We start from the raw sequence: 16,532 nt of genomic DNA on the forward strand, positions 1-16,532 counted from the left end.
TCGATCATCGGCGCCTTCGCCGTGTCGCTGTCCACCGCCTACGCGATCGGCGACGTGTTCGGCATCAGGCACTCGCTGCACCGGGGCGTCAAGGGCGCCAAGGGCTTCTACGCGATCTACGCCGGCCTGGTGGTCGCGGCGGCCGCGATCACGCTGCTGTCCACCGGCTACACCCAGGGCCTGATGACGCAGTTCGTCCAGGTGCTGGCCGGTGTGCTGCTGCCCTCGGCAACGGTGTTCCTGCTGCTGCTGTGCAACGACAAGGCCGTCCTGGGGCCCTGGGTCAACGGGCCCAAGACCAACGCCTTCACCTCCGCCGTGGTCGGCGTCCTGGTGATGCTGTCGCTGATCCTGACCGCCGCCGTGGTCTGGCCCGACATCAGCTCGCAGGCCATCCTGTGGATCATGGCCGGCTGCGGCGTGGCCGGCGTCCTGGTCGCCGGATACTTCTTCACCTTCGGCCGCACCGCCACCAAGGAGGACCCCGTCGACCGCACCGGCCGCGAGGAATGGCGGATGCCCCCGCTGGAGACCCTCGGCAAGCCGGTCATGTCCACCGCCCGCAAGGTCGGCATGGGCGCCCTGCGCGCCTACCTCCTGGTCGCGATGGTGATGGTCATCATCAAGATCGTCCAGACCGCGCTCAACCACTGAGCCGAAGACCGCAGCCCGGACGGACGGGTGGTGGGCAGCGGCCCGCCACCCGTCCGTCCGTCTCCCTGCTCTTCCAGCTCTCCCCGCTCTCCCAGCTCTCCCAGTGAAGGAGGTGCCGTCGTGCACACCCTGACCACCGCCGACTTCCTCGTCCGGCTCGCCACCGGGGTCGCCTGCGGCGCGCTCATCGGCGTCGAACGCCAGTGGCGGGCCAGGATGGCCGGCCTGCGCACCAACGCCCTGGTCGCCGCCGGCGCCACCCTGTTCGTGCTGTACAGCGAGGCCGTCGGCGACGCCGCCAGCCCCACCCGGGTCGCCTCCTACGTCGTCTCCGGCATCGGCTTCCTCGGCGGTGGCGTCATCCTGCGCGACGGCGCCGGCGTCCGCGGCCTCAACACCGCCGCCACGCTGTGGTGTTCGGCTGCCGTCGGGGTGCTCGCCGCCGCCGGGAAGCTCGAATTCGCCGTCCTCGGCACGCTCGGCGTCCTCGCCGTCCACCTGATCCTGCGCCCGGCCGGCCGGATGCTCGACCGGGCCCCGCAGTCCGGCAGCGACCCCGACTCCACCGTCCGCGCCACCGTCCACCTGGAATGCGAGCGCAAGGCCGAGACCCACATCCGGGCCCTGCTGCTCCAGGCCCTGTCCGCCTCCGGCCTCGCCCCCACCGGCCTGCGCGCCCGCCGCACCGACAGCGGCGACGCCACCAGCCTGCGCGCCACCGTGGCCATCACCGGGCAGGTCGCCCCGGCCCTCGAACAGGTCGTCAGCCGGCTCTCCCTCGAACCCGGCGTCCGCGACCTGCACTGGCACCTCGACGACGAACCCGACGACCCGAGCCGCCCGGCGCTCGCCTAGGGCGCGGCCCGGGGGAGGTAGAACGGAGGCACCGTCACGAGGCCGACCAGGAGGTCCCGATGTTCACCCCCGATCCCAGGCACGGGCCGCTGGTGCCGATGCTGCTGGTGCTCACCGTCGTCACCGGACTGGTGGACGCCGTCAGCTACCTCCGGCTCGGCCACGTCTTCGTCGCCAACATGACCGGCAACGTGGTCTTCCTCGGCTTCGCCCTGGCCGGTGCCGCCGGACTCTCCGCCACCGCCTCGCTGAGCGCCCTCGCCGCGTTCGTACTCGGCGCCCTGGTCGGGGGCCACCTCGCCCGACGGCTGCCCGACCACCGCGGGCGGCTGCTGACCACGGCGGTGGTCGCCCAGACGGTGTTCGTCGCCGCGAGCATCGCCCTGGCCACCGTGGCCGGCTACACCTCCGACCCGGCCCGCTACGGCCTCATCGGGCTGCTGGCCTTCGCCATGGGCGGCCAGAACGCGGTGGTCCGCTCCCTCAAGGTCCCCGACCTGACCACCACGGTGCTCACCATGACCATCACGGCCCTCGCCGCCGACCGCACCGGCCCCCGCCGTCTGGCCTCCGCCGTCTGGATGTTCGTCGGCGCCCTCGTCGGCGCCCTCCTCATCCGCCAGGCCGACGTCCCCATCGCCCTGACCCTCGCCCTGGCCCTCCTCGTCGCCGTCGCGGCCCTCACCCACCGGGCCGCCGGAGCCCACCCCGCCCCGGACTGGACCCACCCGCTCTGACCCGGCGCCGCGTCCCGCTGCTCGCCGGTTCCCGCTCGTCCACAGGGGTCAGTCGTCCTGGCGGTGGCCGGCGCGGCCGCTCCAGAGGGGTTCGAGGCGGGCCCAGCCCTGGGTCCAGGCCTCGTCGGCGCGGCGGTCGAGGACGTGCAGGCGAAGGCGCAGGGCGAGGGTGAGCAGGGCCAGGAGGGCGAGGAGGGCGCCGGCGCCGGTGCAGACGGCGGAGACGGCGACGGCGGCGCGGTTGGTCGGGGGCGAGGAGAGGGCGCCGACGGGGTCGACCCAGACGGGGACGACGGTGCCGGTGACGGCCGTACGGGGGGCCTGGACGGTACCGGTGTGCGGCTGGCCGTCGGGGTAGGTCCAGGAGGCCTCGGCGTCGACGCGGGTGCTGTAGCCGGCGCCGAAGCGTCCTCCGGCGCCGGTGCCCGTGCCGGAGCCGTGGTCGGGGAGGGTGAGCACCACGGCGTCGACCTTGTGGAGGCGCAGGCGGTCGCTGTCGGCCTGGGGTGCGGTGGCGTGGTAGGCGAGCAGGGAGCTGCCGGTGGCGAAGGCGAGGGCGAGCAGGGCCCCGAAGGCGCTCAGCAGCCAGGCGCGGGCGCGGGCCCGGTCGACGGGCCGGACCAGCGGTTCGTGCCGGGCACCGAAGGCCCGCCGCAGCCGGCGGCCGGTTCGCGGCGGGCGCGACGATGGCCGGGCGGGGCGGGGTGTGCTGGACACGTCGACGGCTCCTCAGGGGGGTTGGGGCGGCGCGGTGGTGAGGTCGTGAGGCTTCGTCACCCAATTTCCACCCGGTGGCCGCCCGCGCACAAGAGTCGTGCGGGCTCGTACCACCGGGACCTGCGGACGGCGCCGCCGCGCGCCGGTCGCGTTCCGGGTCGCGCCCGGGTGCGCGGCCGCCCGGCGCCCCTTCGCGCACCAGGGACGTTCGGCCCTCGGCAGCGGCCGGGCGGGCGGGCAGGCTGGGGTCCGGCCGCATCCTTCGTGCCAGGGGACGGCTTGGCCCGGTTGACCGTGGGGGTGCCGGGCCGTGGTGCGGTGCAGGGGGTGAGCGTGGGGCTGCCCTCTGCCCGCCCGCACCCGGGTGACGGTGTTTCCGCCCAGGTTCCGACCGCGCTCTGACCGCGCTCTGACCGGCTTCCGCCCGGGTCTCGCCCGGGTTCTGACGGGGTTTCCGCAGGCAGGGGCCGTATTCTCGCCAGCTATACACTCGGAGTATACGCGTGGGGTATGGTCTCCCCCATGAGTGTTCCTTTGACCCTGCTGGGGCTGCTGGAGCGGGAGCCGAGCCATGGCTACGACCTCAAGCGCGACTACGACTCCCTCTTCGGCCGCGGCAAACCCCTCCCGTACGGACAGGTGTACGCGACCCTCGGCCGGCTGGCCCGGGACGGCAAGGTGGTCGCGGGCGAGGCGGAGCCCGGCGACGGACCCGAACGCAAGCGCTACGTGATCACCGACGCGGGGGTGACGGAGTTCGAGACCTGGCTCCGGGATCCGGTCGCACCCGAACCCAACCTGCAGAGCGTGCTGTTCACCAAGGTGGTGCTGGCCCTGATGCTGGGCCGCGACGCCGAGGAGTACCTGGACACCCAGCGCGCCGCCCACCTGCGCCGGATGCGCGAACTCACCGAACTGCGCCGCACCGGCGCCCTGGTGGACGCCCTGCTCGCCGACCACGGCCTGTTCCACCTGGACGCCGACCTGCGCTGGATCGACCTCACCGCCGCCCGCCTGGACGCGCTGGCCGAGGCGGTGCGCTCATGACCGCCGTGATCGAGGCCCGCGACGTCGCCCTGTCCTTCGGTGAAACCCCCGCCCTGCGCGGGGCGAGCCTGTCCGTCGAGGCCGGCGAGGTGCTCGCCATCATGGGCCCGAGCGGCTCGGGAAAGTCGACGTTACTGCACTGCCTGGCCGGCATCCTGGTGCCCGACGTGGGCGAGGTGCTGTTCAACGGGCAGCGCCTGGACACCCTGAACGAGGCGGGGCGCAGCGCCCTGCGCCGCGACAAGTTCGGCTTCGTGTTCCAGTTCGGCCAGCTCGTCCCGGAGTTGACGGCGGAGGAGAACGTGGCGCTGCCGCTGCTGCTGAACGGCGTGCGCCGCGCGGACGCTCTCGCGCAGGCCCGGCCGTGGTTCGCCCGGCTCGGCCTGGACGGCATGGAGCGGCGCCGCTCCGGCGAACTGTCCGGTGGTCAGGCGCAGCGCGTGGCGCTGGCCCGGGGCCTGGTGGCCCGGCCGCAGGTGCTGTTCGCCGACGAGCCGACCGGCGCGCTGGACTCGCTGACCGGCGAGCAGGTGATGGAACTGATGGTCGGCTCGGCCCGGGAGCAGGGCACCACCGTCATCCTGGTCACCCACGAGCCGCGGGTCGCCGCCTACGCCGACCGCGAGGCGATCGTCCGCGACGGCCAGGCCCGCACGCTCTCCGCCGGGGCCGGGGCCGGGGCCGGGGCCGGAGCCGGGTCGGTGGCCTCGTGATCCGGTTCTCGCTCCGGCTGGCGGTCAGCGGCGGCCGGGAGGCGCTCGCCCGGCTGCTGATGATCGCGGCGGCGGTGGCGATCGGGGTCGGGCTGCTGCTGTCCACGCTCGCCAGCATGAACGCGATCGACCGCGCCAACCAGCGCCAGGTCTGGCTCGATTCCGGGGCCCGGAGCCGGACCGAGAGCGCGCACGTCGACCCGCTGTGGTGGCGGCCCCACAACGACTACTACGACGGCTCGGAGATCCGCGAGATCGACGTCGCCGCGACCGGGCCGACCTCGCCCGTCCCGCCGGGGCTCGACCGGGTGCCGGCCCCCGGCGAGTACTACGCCTCCCCGGCGCTGGCAGCGCTGCTGCGCACCGTCCCGGCCGTCGAGCTGGGCGACCGCTTCCCGGGCCGGATGGCCGGCACCCTGAACGACTCGGCGATGCCCTCCCCGGACACGCTGGCCGTGGTCGTCGGCCGGACGGTCGGCGAGGTCGAGGCCGCGCCCCGCGCCGTCGCCGTCACCACCATCGCCACCACCCGGCCCGAGTGCGGGAACGGTGACTGCCTGAGCCGGGGCATCCGGGGTGACGCGATGACGCTCATCCTGTCGGTGGTGGGCGGTGCGATGATCTTCCCGGTGCTGATCTTCATCGGCACCGCGACCCGCCTGTCCGCCGCCACCCGGGAGCAGCGGTTCGCCGCGATGCGGCTGGTCGGTGCCACCCCGCGGCAGATCTCGGTGATCGCCGCGGTCGAGTCCACCGTCGCCGCGGTGGCCGGTACGGCCGCCGGCTTCGGCCTCTACCTGGCGCTGCGCCCGCTGGTGGCCGACGTGCCCTTCACCGGCGGCCGCTTCCACCTCGACGACCTGAGCCTGACCGGCCTCCAGGTGCTGGGCACCGTCCTGGCCGTGCCGCTCGCCTCGGCGGTGGCGGCCCGGTTCGCGCTGCGCCGGGTCACCGTCTCCCCGTTGGGCGTCAGCCGCCGGGTCACCCCGCGGCCGCCCCGGGCCTGGCGGCTGGTCCCGCTGCTGGCCGGGCTCGCGGAGCTGCTGTACTTCCTCGGCCGCCGCCCGGCCACCGGGAACGGACAGGCGGCGGCCTACCTGCCCGGGTTCCTGCTGGTGATGCTCGGCCTGGTGATCGCCGGGCCGTGGCTGACCATGGTCGCCGCCCGTGCGGTCGCCCGCCGCACCAGCCGTCCGGCCACGCTGATCGCGGTGCGCCGGCTCGCGGACGACCCGAAGGCCGGATTCCGCGCGGTCAGCGGCCTGATCCTGGCGCTGTTCGTCACCACGTCGACGGTCTGCGTCATCGGCACGATCAACGCCAACCGCGGCTCGCTGGACGGCGACCAGTCGTCCCGCGCGTCCGTGGTGCAGGGCGACTACCGGGACGGCAGGCAACTGACGGACGCGGTGCCGGAGCAGGTCCTGGCACAGGCGCGGGCCGTGCCGGGCCTGCGGGGTCTCGCGGTGCTCCACACCAACCCGGCCGGCCTCGGGAAGATCCCGGTCAGTCCCCGCCCGGACGCCCCGCTCCTCACCCCCGGCCTGGTGTCCTGCGCGGACCTCACCGAGGTCCCGGTGGTCGGCCACTGCGCGGCCGGGGCGAGCGTGGCGGCCGTCCCGTCGCGCGAGTTCCTCAACCTCACCTCGCACCCGGACGCCGAGTGGCCCGCCGTCCCGGTCTCCGCGGAGGAGGTCGCGAAGCTCCCGGTCCAACTGCTCTACGCCACGACCGACGGATCGACGGCGGCGAAGGAGCAGGTCCGGACGGTGTTCACCGCGGCGTGGCCCGACCACGACGCGCACACGGTCGGTGACTGGGCCACCGAAGGCCAGCAACGGCTCGCCGGATGGCGGCAGTTGGCGAACGTGGTGCTGCTGACCACGCTCCCGATCGCCGGGTGCAGCCTCGCGGTCAGCGTGGTGGCCGGACTCTCCGACCGCAGGCGGCCGTTCGCGATGCTGCGGCTCACCGGTTCGCCGCTGCGCCTGCTCCAGCGGGTGATCGCGCTGGAGAGCGTGCTGCCGCTGCTGTCGGTGGCGGTGATCTCGATCGGCGCGGCCCTCGCCGCCTCGGCCCTGTTCCTCAGCTCCCAGATGGACTACCACCTGGTGTCGCCGGGCGCGGTGTACTTCGGCTTCGTCGCCCTCGGTGTGGTGGCCTCGGTCGGGATCATCGCCTCGACGCTGCCGCTGCTGAAGCGGATCACCGGCCCCGAGGCCGCCCGCAACGGCTGACGGCCCGTCGCCGTTCGGGCGAGCCGGACCGTCGGCGCCCGGGTGAGCTGGACCGTCGCCGCCCGGGCGTACCCCGTCGCCCTCAGCGGGTGACGGGGTACCCGGTCGTTCCGGCCCGGACCGCCGACGGCCGTTGCGGCAGCCAGCTGCCGAGGACCAGCGAGGACGGGTAGAACATCGGCTCCGGCAGCGCGTCCAGCGCGACGCGCTCCCAGCCGCCGCAGGCGTGCGGCTCGGTGACGACCGCCTCGGCCAGGCTCGGCGGCGCCAGCACGGCGGCGGTCAGCCGGGGCCGGCCGAGCTCGTGGTCGAGCAGGAGGGCGAGCACCCGCATCTGCTCGGCGGGCAGCACGATGCCGGTCTCCTCGGCGAGTTCGCGGGCCGCGGTCTGCTCGAAGGACTCGCCGGGATCGACCTTTCCGCCGGGCAGGCTCCAGGTGGGCGGCTCGCCGGCGGTGGTGCGCCGGCCGATCAGCACCCGGCCGTCCCCGGTGGGCACGATGACTCCTGCGCCGAGCAGCGGTGCGGTGGTCAATTCGCCATCTCCTTCGCGGGGATCCTCGGGGGGACCGGGGTTACCAGTTGGAGCGCTCGTAGTCCTTCAGGAAGCAGCCGTACAGGTCCTCGCCGAGCTCGCCGCGGACGATCGGGTCGTACACCCGGGCCGCGCCGTCGACCAGGTCGAGCGGGGCGTGGAAGCCCTCGTCGGCCAGCCGCATCTTGTCCGGGTGCGGCCGCTCGTCGGTGATCCAGCCGGTGTCGACGGCGGTCATCAGGATGCCGTCGGTCTCGAACATCTCGTGCGCGCTGGTGCGGGTGAGCATGTTGAGCGCGGCCTTGGCCATGTTGGTGTGCGGGTGGCCGGCGCCCTTGTAGCCGCGCTGGAACACGCCCTCCATCGCGGAGACGTTGACCACGTACTTGCGGCGGGAGGCGGAGGCGGCCATCGCCGGGCGCAGCTGGCTGATCAGGATGAACGGCGCGGTGGAGTTGCAGAGTTGGACCTCCAGCAGCTCGACCGGGCCGACCTCCTGGACGGTCTGCACCCAGCTGTTGGTGGGCGCGAGGTCGGGCACCAGCCCGCCGGCGTCGATCGCGGTGCCGGCCTCGATCCGGGCGGGCGTGGCGGAGCCGGTGACGAGCGCGAGCGAGGTGACGTCCTCGGCGGCCATCCGCTGCGCGTCGCCGCTCGCCTGGTGGGGGAGGGCGGGAAGGTCGACGCTGCCGCTGCCGAAGCGGCCGATGGTGGTGGCCTGCGGCAGCTCGCCGGCCGGCAGCGGCGCGGACTCGGCGGCGAGCAGCTCGCGGTAGGACTCCGGCGGGCGGCGCACGGTCTGCGCGGCGTTGTTGATCAGGATGTCCAGCGGGCCGTCGGCGGCGACCTCGTCGGCGAGCGCCATGACCTGGGCCGGGTCGCGCAGGTCGATGCCGATGACCTTGAGGCGGTGGATCCACTCGGCGCTGTCCGGCATCGCGGTGAAGCGGCGGATGGCGTCGTTGGGGAAGCGCGTGGTGATGGTGGTGTGGGCGCCGTCGCGCAGCAGCATCAGCGCGATGTACATGCCGATCTTGGCCCGGCCGCCGGTGAGCAGCGCGCGCTTGCCGGTGAGGTCGGCGCGGGCGTCCCGGTGGGACCGGTTCTTGACGGCGCAGTCCTGGCAGAGGTTGTGGTAGAACGCGTCGACCTCGACGTACCGCTGCTTGCACGTGTAGCAGGAGCGGGGCCGCTCCAGGATGCCGGCGATCTCGGTGCTGGTGACGGTGGTCAGGCCGAAGGCGCCGGCGGTCTCGTCGTCGATCCGGGTGGGGGCGCCGGTGGCGGTGCGCGCGGTGACCTCGCGGTCGTTGGCGGTCTTGCGGGCCCGGGTCTCCTGGCGGCGGCGCTGCTTGAGGGTCCGGAATATGCCGCCGACGGCCTGGCGGACGGTGATCGCGTCCGGGTGGTCGACGTGCAACTGGTCGAGCTCGGCGAGCACGTCCAGGCAGAGCCGCAGCCGCTCGGGGTCGAGGCCGGGACCGTAGTCGATCTCCTCCCCGGTGTCCGTGTCGCTCTGGTCCTGCTTGATGTCCACGCCCGCCGTCATTGCCTGTCGCCGCTTCCCGCTCGCCTCGCCGTTACCGCGTGAATGCTACGGGAGCGGCCCTGGCCGGGGCGAAAACCGTCGGACTTGGATGATCGTCCAAGTCTACGCGCGGAGCATTGATCATGGTTTGTACACAGTGCCAGCAATGGGCCTCGAACTGGCTTTTGATCCCACCGTCCCGGAGAATCGAATGCTGGGTGCCGGGCGCCCGAGTGCGCCCGGCGGCAGTGCCGCAACCGCACCCGAGGTGTAATTTCTCCCAGCCAGAGAGCCCCCTTCATGCGCTTCCTGAACGACCTCAAGCCCTCGTACGACCTCACGTACGACGACGTCTTCATGGTCCCCAGCCGTTCCGCCGTGGGCTCCCGGCAGGCGGTCGACCTCTCCTCGAACGACGGCACCGGCACCACCATCCCGCTGGTCGTCGCCAACATGACCGCCATCGCGGGCCGCCGGATGGCCGAGACCGTCGCCCGCCGCGGCGGCCTGGTCGCCATCCCGCAGGACATCCCCACCGAGGTCATCGCCGAGGTCGTCTCCTGGGTCAAGCAGCGCCACCTGGTGCACGACACCCCGATCACCCTCGCCCCGGGCGCCACCGTCGCCGAGGCGCTGTCGCTGCTGCCCAAGCGCGCGCACGGCGCCCTCGTGGTCGTCGAGGACGGCAAGCCGGTCGGCGTCGTCACCGACTCCGACTGCCAGGGCGTGGACCGCTTCACCAGCCTCGCCGACGTGATGTCCCGCGACCTGCTGCTCCTGGACGAGGGCATCGACCCGCGCACCGCCTTCGACAAGCTCACCGAGGCGCACCGCAAGCTCGCCCCGGTCGTCGACGCCGAGGGCCGGCTCGTCGGCATCCTCACCCGCAAGGGCGCGCTGCGCGCCACCCTGTACACCCCGGCCGTGGACGCCGCCGGCAAGCTGCGGATCGCCGCCACCGTCGGCATCAACGGCGACGTGGCCGGCAAGGCCAAGGCCCTGATCGACGCCGGCGCCGACGTGCTGGTCGTGGACACCGCGCACGGCCACCAGGAATCGATGATCAGCGCGCTGCGCGCGGTGCGCGGCCTCGACCCGCGGATCCCGATCGTGGCCGGCAACGTGGTCTCCGCCGCCGGTGTCCGCGACCTGGTCGAGGCGGGCGCCGACATCCTCAAGGTCGGCGTCGGCCCCGGCGCCATGTGCACCACCCGGATGATGACCGGCGTCGGCCGCCCGCAGTTCTCCGCCGTGCTGGAGTGCGCCGCCGAGGCACGCCGGCTCGGCAAGCACGTGTGGGCCGACGGCGGCGTCCGCCACCCGCGCGACGTCGCGATGGCACTGGCCGCCGGCGCCTCCAACGTGATGATCGGCTCCTGGTTCGCCGGCACCTACGAGTCCCCGGGCGACCTGCAGACCGCCGCCGACGGCCGCCAGTACAAGGAGAGCTTCGGCATGGCCTCGGCCCGTGCGGTCAGCAACCGCACCTCCCAGGACTCCTCGTACGACCGGGCCCGCAAGGCGCTGTTCGAGGAGGGCATCTCGCACTCCCGGATGTTCGTCGACCCGGCCCGCCCGGGCGTCGAGGACCTGATCGACTCGATCGTGGCCGGTGTGCGCAGCTCCTGCACCTACGCGGGCGCCAACACCCTGGAGGAGTTCCAGGAGAAGGCGATCGTCGGCATCCAGAGCGCGGCCGGCTACGCCGAGGGCAAGCCGCTGCACTCCAGCTGGGCCTGATCGGGCCGGGCCCGAGCGCCCGCTCCTTCACCGGCCGGCCGGTTCCTCGCCTCGGGGAGCCGGCCGGCCGCCGTGCGGGGCGCGTCCGGTGCCTTGCGGGGTACGTCCGGCGCCTTGCCTGGTGCGTCGGGCGCCATGCCCGGTGCGTGCAGTGCCTTGCCTGGTGTGTCCGGTGCGGCCGCTGCCGTGCCCGGTGCGCCGCAGGCTGCGTCCCGTGCGGGGTGCGGGCCGAGCGGGAGCAGCAGGGCGCGGCCGAGCAGGCCGGCCGAGCAGTCCAGGGCGGCGGCGAAGGCCCGCGCGGCGGTCGGCACCGCGCGCAGCTCCCAGAGCGCCTGGACAGCGGACCACGCCCCCTCGCGGGCGGCCTCCACCGACCAGACGCCGAGCAGGTGGGTGAGTGGCTCGGCGCGCTCCAGCACGTCCGGGCCGGGCATCAGCTCCTCCCGGACGGCCGTCTCCACCTCCGCCAGCAGGCCGTTGATCCGGTGGTAGTCCGCCGCGAGCCCGGCCGGCTCGCAGCCCCGCCGCAGGCAGGTGTCCACGACGGCGAGCGGCAGGTCGTGCTGGATGTGGGCGTTCATCCCGGCCAGCGCGAACTGCAGCGGGTGCACCCCCGGGTGGGCGCGCAGCGCGAACAGCGGCCGCCAGCAGGCGGGCGGCTCCTGCCCGGCCGCGTCGGCGGCCACGGCCAGCAGGTAGCGCCCGGCGAACACCGTGTCCAGTTCGGCCATCGCCGCCGGATCGGCGAAGTACAAGCCGCCGAGCCGGTCGCGGACGGCCTCCGTGACGGTGAGGTAGAGCCGGTTGAAGACCGCCACCCCGTCCGCCGGGGGCAGACCCGCCCCGATCTCCCGCAGCCGACCGACCACCTCCTCGACCGTGACCGGCGCCGTGACGTGAGCCGTGACTGGCGCCGTGACAGGAGTCGCGACAGGCGCCGTGACCGTATTCGCGGCCAGCACCGCGACCGGCGTGCCGTCCGCCGCCATCGTCGTACCGGGCATGCGCCACCCTCCGATGTCGATCGTGCACTGATCGCATCATCGTGGCAGCGCGGACGGCAGCCCGGTGCGTGCGGCACGCGGCGCGCGGGGGAGACCAGGTGATCAGCCCAGGTCGTACTCCAGGACGTAGGTGTGGGTGCCGGCCTCGTCGACGGTCAGGAGGAACTCGCCGGTGAGCCCGGCCAGCTCGCCCGACCCGGTGCCCGGCACCACGCGTATGGTCGTCCCGCCGGTGTCCCACGCCGCGTGCTGGAGCACGAACGAACCCTTCCGCCCGTCCAGTTCGCCCGTCACGTGCTCCACCGCGACGTACGACGCCGGGCCGCCCGAGGGGCCCGCGACGGAGAGCATCCGCACCTCGCTGGTGCCGCTCAGCCCGCCCGTGAAGTTCTTGGAGATCCGGACCCGCCCGAAGGCCGCACCCTCGCGCTCCTCCGTCTCCACCGGTTCGAAGCTGGTCAGCTCGAACGACCCGCTGGCCTTGGACCCCATGGTGCTCTCCTCCCGACGATCGTTGCCCGGCCGGCCCCTCACCGACCGTGTGTGAAGCCTTGCACACGGCTCTGACAATCGGCCGGGCCGTCACCGCTCCCGCCGGCCCGCCGGCCTGCTCGTCCGCCCGTCAGTGCTCCCAGCGGAGCGCCAGCAGCGCCGCGTCGTCCGTCAGCCCGGCGTCGCCGACCCAGCCGTCGACGTCCGCGAGCAGGTCCTCCAGCAGGTCCGCCGGGCTCCCCGCGGGCAGCCCCGGCAGCCGCTCCTCCAGCGGGTAGAACCGCCCCTCGGCGTTGCGGGCCTCGGTGATGCCGTCGGTGTACAGGAGCAGCAGGTCCCCCGGCAGCGGCTCGAAGCGGCCCGTCGGATACCCGTCACCGGTCAGCCCCCGCAGCCCGAGCGGCGGCGCGGCGTACGGCGGCGTCAGCGCGTGCACCCGGCCCGCGCGGCGCAGCAGCGGGGGCGGGTGCCCGCAGTTGACCACGCCGACCGGCCCCCGCTCCGCGGGCACGGTCAGCAGCAGCGCGGTGGCGAAGCGCCCCTCGCCCGGTCGGGCGGCGAGCGCCGCGTCCAGCCGCTCGGCCAGCCGCCCGAGATCGGGCTCCGTCCGGGCCGCCTCGCGGAACACCCCCAGCACGTCCGCCGCCGTCTCCACCGCCGGAAGCCCGTGCCCCTGCACGTCCCCGAGCAGGATCCGGGTGCCGTAACGGGTGTCGACCACCGCGTACAGGTCCCCGCCGATGCGTGCCTCGGCCGCCGCCGCGACGTAGCGCACCGCGGTGCGCAGCCGCCCGATCCGCTCCGGCGGCGGGCGCAGCAGGGCCCGCTGCGCCGCCTCGGCGACCGTCCGGACGTGGAACAGCTCCCGCTCCCGGGCCGAGACCAGGACGACGTTGGCGGCGCTGGCCAGGGTCGCCGCGAGCACCGTGATCAGCGCGGTGATGTGCACCTCGGCCGGCAGTTCGGTGTTGGTGGTCTCCAGCAGCCCGACCGCCACGACGGCGATGCCCCCGGCGGCCAGCGGCACCCGGGCGCTGCGGGTGGTCGCCCCGGCCAGGACCGGCGCGACGGCCAGTACGGGGGAGAGGGTCGTCCCCGGCCCGGTCACCAGGTCGGCCACCACGGCGGCGACCAGCAGCCCGAAGGCGCTGACCAGCAGCATCCGGGTGCGCCGCGGCAGGTGCAGCGGCGGCACACCGCCCGGGCCGTCTGCGCTCACACGTCCTCCCGGCTGCTCCCGGCGGATTGGCGACCTACCGTCCACTGTGCTCCGCACTCCCCGTGAGCGGCACCTCGGGGGCCTCGGCCGAGGCCGCCCCAGCGGGCGGACTACGCTGGCCGGGAGATGAGACGCAAGAGCCGCCGCCCGGCCTCCCCCCTTCCGCAGCGCCACGGTGTGGACCCGGTGCACCTGCGGCTGCCGCCCGAGGGCCCCTGGCCGACCGTCCGCGCCTACCTGGTCGAGCGGCTGCCGGCCGTGGCCGCCGCGCGGATCGACGCGGCGTTGAGCGGCCGCGAGATCGTCGGCGAGCACGGCCCGGTCGCCCCGGACGAGCCGTTCGGGCCCGGCGCGCACCTGTGGTTCTACCGGGACCTCCCCGAGGAGGTCCACGTCCCGTTCGAACTGGAGGTGCTGCACCGCGACGAACACCTGGTCGTCGTCGACAAGCCGCACTTCCTGGCCACCACCCCGCGCGGCCGGCACGTCGTCGAGACGGCGCTGTCCCGGCTGCGGCACAGTCTCGGCCTGCCCGCCCTCAGCCCCGCGCACCGGCTCGACCGGCTCACCGCGGGCCTGGCCATGTTCGTGGTGCGGCCCGAGGAGCGCGGCGCCTATCAGACGCTGTTCAGCGACCGGCTGGTGCGCAAGGAGTACCAGGCGATCGCCCCGTACGACCCGGCGCTGGACCTGCCGCGCACCGTGCGCAGCCACATCCTCAAGGAGCGCGGGGTGATCGCGGCCCGGGAGCTCGACGCGCCGCCGAACAGCGAGAGCCGGATCGACCTGCTGGAACGCCGCGACGGCCTGGCCCGCTACCGGCTGCGGCCGCTGAGCGGGCGCACCCACCAGCTGCGGCTGCACATGTGCGGCCTCGGCGTGCCGATCCTCGGTGACCCGGTGTATCCGGTGGTGCTGCCCGAACCGGCCCCGGACGACTTCCGCCGCCCGCTCCAACTCCTCGCCTCGGTGGTCGAGTTCACCGACCCGCTGACCGGCCGGGAGCGCCGCTTCGACACCCGCCGCACCCTCGCCGCCTGGACGGACCCGCAAGCCTGGGCCGCCGGCCCGGGTCCGGCGACCCAGAGGCCGTAGGCCCAACGGACGACCGGGTCCCGGTTCCGGTGGCCGATCCGCCGCCGCCCCCTGCGGGGCGAGGGTGGGGGCATGAACGCAGCACAGCACACCGCCCCCGCCCCCGTCGCCGTGGTCACCGGCGCCTCCCGGGGGCTCGGCCTGGCGCTCGCCCGGGCCCTCGCCGCCGACGGCTGGCAGCTGGTGATCAGCGCCCGCGGCGCGGCCGGACTCGCCGCCGCCGAGGCGGCCCTGGCCGCCGTCACCAAGGTCGTCGCCCTCCCCGGTTCCATCGTCGACGACGACCACCGCGCCCACCTGACCGCGGCCGCCGACGGGCTCGGCGGCGCGAGCCTGCTGGTGAACAACGCCGGTACGCTCAACGGCGCCACCGCGCCCGGCGCCGAGCCGCTGCCCCGGCTGGCCGACTTCCCGCTGCCGGACCTGCTGGAGACCTTCGAGGTCAACGCGCTCGCCCCGATCGCCCTCACCCAGCTCGTCCTGCCGCAGCTGCGCGCCCACGCCGGGGCCGTGCTCAACATCAGTTCGGACGCCGCCGTCGTGCCCTATCTCGGCTGGGGCGGCTACGGCGCCAGCAAGGCGGCGCTCGACCTCGCCACCGCCGTACTCGCCCGCGAGGAACCGGAGTTGCGGGTGTGGGCGGTGGACCCGGGGAGCATGCGCACCGGGATGCTGCAGGAGGCCAGCCCCGGTGAGGACATCTCCGGCGAGCCGCTGCCCGAGGAGGTGGTGCCGGTCCTGCTCGGACTGCTGCACGACCGCGCCCCCTCCGGCCGTTACCGCGTCGAGGACCTGAGGGCCGCGGCCCGGGGTGGGCGATGACCGGACTGGCGGACCTCGGCCTCGACGTCGCCGTGCCGCCCGAACTCTCCGCCCGGGCACCGGCGGAGGCGCGCGGCGGGGCGCGGGACGGCGTGCGGATGCTGGTCGGCCGGCGCGACCGGGGGAGCGTCGAGCACCACCGCTTCACCGGGCTGCCCGGGGTGCTGCGCGCGGGTGACCTGTTGGTGGTCAACAACTCGGCCACCCTGCCGGCCGCGCTGCCCGGCCGGCTGCCCGACGGTACGGCGGTCGCGCTGCACCTGTCCTCCGCCCAGCCCGACCAACGCGGCTCCTACCTGGTGGAGTTGCGGCGGGTGGTGCCGGGTGCGGCGGCCGCCTACTACCCGCCGGCCGACTCCCCGGCCCGCCCCGGTTTGCGGGTGGCGCTGCCCGCCGGCGGCGCGGCCGAGCTGGTCGCACCGTTCACCGCCCGGCTCTGGTACGCCCGACTGACCTTTCCAGCAGGGCTGTTGCCGTACCTGGAGGCGTACGGCAAGGCGATCCGGTACGGCTACGTGGACCGCGACTGGCCGATCGAGGCCTACCAGACGGTCTTCGCGACCGTCCCCGGAAGCAGCGAGATGCCCAGCGCCGCAAGGCCGTTCAGCGCGGAGGCGGTGGCCCGGCTGGCGGGTCGCGGGGTGCTGGTCGCGCCGGTCACGCTGCACACCGGGGTGGCCTCGCCGGAGGCGCACGAGGCGCCGTACGCCGAGCGGTTCCACGTCCCGGCGGCCACCGCCCGCCTGGTCGGCCATGTGCGGGCCGGCGGCGGGCGGGTGGTCGCGGTCGGCACCACGGTGGTGCGCGCCCTGGAGTCGGCCGCTGCGCCGGACGGCACCGTCCAGGAGGCGGACGGCTGGACGGAGTTGGTGATCACCCCGGAGCGCGGGGTGTGCGCGGTCGACGGCCTGCTCACCGGCTGGCACGAGCCCCGCGCCTCGCACCTGCTGATGCTGGCCGCCGTCGCCGGGCGGCCCCTGCTCGCCGAGTGCTACCGGGCTGCCGTCCAGCACCGTTACCTCTGGCACGAGTTCGGCGACGTGAACCTGCTCCTGCCGGACTGAGCCCGCGGGCCGAGCCTCCCGGTCGCGGGCCGAACCGCCCGGTCGCAGGCCGTGCCACCCGGTCGCGGGCCCG

16 protein-coding genes are annotated in these 16,532 nt (G+C 74.6%); 10 read left to right on the forward strand and 6 right to left on the reverse strand.

What is annotated here, in order from left to right; genetic code table 11:
• From ACFVHI_RS26470 to ACFVHI_RS26480, 3 genes are all read left to right on the forward strand, one after another.
• Positions 1-654 (forward strand): divalent metal cation transporter (locus tag ACFVHI_RS26470; RefSeq protein WP_380343399.1); only part of this gene is annotated, 654 nt, incomplete at its 5' end.
• Between the two features lie 120 nt (positions 655-774).
• Complete coding sequence (locus ACFVHI_RS26475) at positions 775-1,509, forward strand: MgtC/SapB family protein (protein WP_063346501.1); 735 nt, start codon at positions 775-777, stop codon at positions 1,507-1,509.
• Between the two features lie 59 nt (positions 1,510-1,568).
• Positions 1,569-2,246: a YoaK family protein gene (locus tag ACFVHI_RS26480; RefSeq protein WP_063346500.1), complete on the forward strand. Its 678-nt coding sequence runs from the start codon at positions 1,569-1,571 to the stop codon at positions 2,244-2,246.
• Between the two features lie 48 nt (positions 2,247-2,294).
• Here the strand turns inward: ACFVHI_RS26480 and ACFVHI_RS26485 are convergent, their stop codons facing one another.
• Positions 2,295-2,963 carry a hypothetical protein gene (locus ACFVHI_RS26485; protein ID WP_380343403.1) on the reverse strand — a complete coding sequence of 223 codons (669 nt, stop codon included), beginning with the start codon at positions 2,961-2,963 and terminating at the stop codon, positions 2,295-2,297.
• 522 nt (positions 2,964-3,485) lie between these two features.
• On the opposite strand from ACFVHI_RS26485, the gene ACFVHI_RS26490 reads away from it, so the two are divergent.
• From ACFVHI_RS26490 to ACFVHI_RS26500, 3 genes are read left to right on the forward strand one after another with little or no spacing between them, the layout of a single operon-like run.
• Positions 3,486-4,010 (forward strand): PadR family transcriptional regulator, encoded by a 525-nt coding sequence (locus ACFVHI_RS26490; RefSeq protein ID WP_063346498.1) that lies wholly within the window; start codon positions 3,486-3,488, stop codon positions 4,008-4,010.
• Complete coding sequence (locus ACFVHI_RS26495) at positions 4,007-4,723, forward strand: ABC transporter ATP-binding protein (protein WP_380343406.1); 717 nt, start codon at positions 4,007-4,009, stop codon at positions 4,721-4,723. Before ACFVHI_RS26490 ends, ACFVHI_RS26495 begins: the two co-directional genes overlap by 4 nt.
• Positions 4,720-6,960 (forward strand): FtsX-like permease family protein, encoded by a 2,241-nt coding sequence (locus tag ACFVHI_RS26500; protein ID WP_380343409.1) that lies wholly within the window; start codon positions 4,720-4,722, stop codon positions 6,958-6,960. The genes ACFVHI_RS26495 and ACFVHI_RS26500 overlap by 4 nt, the downstream gene beginning before the upstream one ends.
• 82 nt (positions 6,961-7,042) lie before the next feature.
• On the opposite strand, the gene ACFVHI_RS26505 is transcribed toward ACFVHI_RS26500, so the two are convergent.
• Together ACFVHI_RS26505 and ACFVHI_RS26510 are read right to left on the reverse strand one after the other, a co-directional pair.
• Positions 7,043-7,495 (reverse strand): NUDIX hydrolase, encoded by a 453-nt coding sequence (locus tag ACFVHI_RS26505; RefSeq protein WP_380343412.1) that lies wholly within the window; start codon positions 7,493-7,495, stop codon positions 7,043-7,045.
• A gap of 40 nt (positions 7,496-7,535) precedes the next feature.
• Positions 7,536-9,026, reverse strand: a complete 1,491-nt coding sequence (locus ACFVHI_RS26510; protein WP_380343480.1) for an SDR family NAD(P)-dependent oxidoreductase — start codon at positions 9,024-9,026, stop codon at positions 7,536-7,538.
• A gap of 297 nt (positions 9,027-9,323) precedes the next feature.
• Here ACFVHI_RS26510 and ACFVHI_RS26515 point away from each other — a divergent pair, with 297 nt between their 5' ends.
• Positions 9,324-10,763: a GuaB1 family IMP dehydrogenase-related protein gene (locus ACFVHI_RS26515; protein WP_380343415.1), complete on the forward strand. Its 1,440-nt coding sequence runs from the start codon at positions 9,324-9,326 to the stop codon at positions 10,761-10,763.
• Here ACFVHI_RS26515 and ACFVHI_RS26520 read toward each other — a convergent pair.
• The 3 genes from ACFVHI_RS26520 to ACFVHI_RS26530 all read right to left on the reverse strand — a co-directional run bounded on the left by ACFVHI_RS26520 (position 10,724) and on the right by ACFVHI_RS26530 (position 13,478).
• The gene (locus ACFVHI_RS26520) at positions 10,724-11,767 is read right to left on the reverse strand and encodes a DUF5995 family protein (RefSeq protein WP_380343417.1); all 1,044 of its coding nucleotides are present in this window, start codon (positions 11,765-11,767) and stop codon (positions 10,724-10,726) included. The genes ACFVHI_RS26515 and ACFVHI_RS26520 overlap by 40 nt on opposite strands.
• Positions 11,768-11,869: 102 nt before the next feature.
• Positions 11,870-12,259, reverse strand: a complete 390-nt coding sequence (locus tag ACFVHI_RS26525) for a DUF3224 domain-containing protein (protein ID WP_063346492.1) — start codon at positions 12,257-12,259, stop codon at positions 11,870-11,872.
• Between the two features lie 130 nt (positions 12,260-12,389).
• Entirely contained in the window at positions 12,390-13,478 is a 1,089-nt protein-coding gene (locus ACFVHI_RS26530; protein ID WP_380343421.1) for a PP2C family protein-serine/threonine phosphatase, read from the reverse strand.
• Between the two features lie 126 nt (positions 13,479-13,604).
• Between ACFVHI_RS26530 and ACFVHI_RS26535 the strand changes: the two genes are divergently transcribed.
• The 3 genes from ACFVHI_RS26535 (at position 13,605) to ACFVHI_RS26545 (ending at position 16,459) form a co-directional block, all read left to right on the forward strand.
• Entirely contained in the window at positions 13,605-14,573 is a 969-nt protein-coding gene (locus ACFVHI_RS26535) for a pseudouridine synthase (RefSeq protein WP_380343424.1), read from the forward strand.
• A gap of 72 nt (positions 14,574-14,645) precedes the next feature.
• Positions 14,646-15,395 (forward strand): SDR family NAD(P)-dependent oxidoreductase, encoded by a 750-nt coding sequence (locus ACFVHI_RS26540; RefSeq protein WP_363369728.1) that lies wholly within the window; start codon positions 14,646-14,648, stop codon positions 15,393-15,395.
• Positions 15,392-16,459: an S-adenosylmethionine:tRNA ribosyltransferase-isomerase gene (locus tag ACFVHI_RS26545; protein ID WP_380343428.1), complete on the forward strand. Its 1,068-nt coding sequence runs from the start codon at positions 15,392-15,394 to the stop codon at positions 16,457-16,459. Before ACFVHI_RS26540 ends, ACFVHI_RS26545 begins: the two co-directional genes overlap by 4 nt.
• The last annotated feature ends 73 nt before the right edge of the window (positions 16,460-16,532 follow it).

The organism is Kitasatospora sp. NPDC127121, from assembly GCF_042677305.1.
Classification (GTDB): Bacteria; Actinomycetota; Actinomycetes; order Streptomycetales; family Streptomycetaceae; genus Kitasatospora.

Excerpts from the sequence above, each read along its gene's own strand:
- ACFVHI_RS26480 (WP_063346500.1), top strand. The coding sequence starts at position 1,569 with ATGTTCACCCCCGATCCCAGGCACGGGCCGCTGGTGCCGATGCTGCTG.
- ACFVHI_RS26490 (WP_063346498.1), top strand. The coding sequence starts at position 3,486 with ATGAGTGTTCCTTTGACCCTGCTGGGGCTGCTGGAGCGGGAGCCGAGC.
- ACFVHI_RS26495 (WP_380343406.1), top strand. The coding sequence starts at position 4,007 with ATGACCGCCGTGATCGAGGCCCGCGACGTCGCCCTGTCCTTCGGTGAA.
- ACFVHI_RS26515 (WP_380343415.1), top strand. The coding sequence starts at position 9,324 with ATGCGCTTCCTGAACGACCTCAAGCCCTCGTACGACCTCACGTACGAC.
- ACFVHI_RS26520 (WP_380343417.1), bottom strand. The coding sequence starts at position 11,767 with ATGCCCGGTACGACGATGGCGGCGGACGGCACGCCGGTCGCGGTGCTG.
- ACFVHI_RS26525 (WP_063346492.1), bottom strand. The coding sequence starts at position 12,259 with ATGGGGTCCAAGGCCAGCGGGTCGTTCGAGCTGACCAGCTTCGAACCG.
- ACFVHI_RS26535 (WP_380343424.1), top strand. The coding sequence starts at position 13,605 with ATGAGACGCAAGAGCCGCCGCCCGGCCTCCCCCCTTCCGCAGCGCCAC.
- ACFVHI_RS26540 (WP_363369728.1), top strand. The coding sequence starts at position 14,646 with ATGAACGCAGCACAGCACACCGCCCCCGCCCCCGTCGCCGTGGTCACC.
- ACFVHI_RS26545 (WP_380343428.1), top strand. The coding sequence starts at position 15,392 with ATGACCGGACTGGCGGACCTCGGCCTCGACGTCGCCGTGCCGCCCGAA.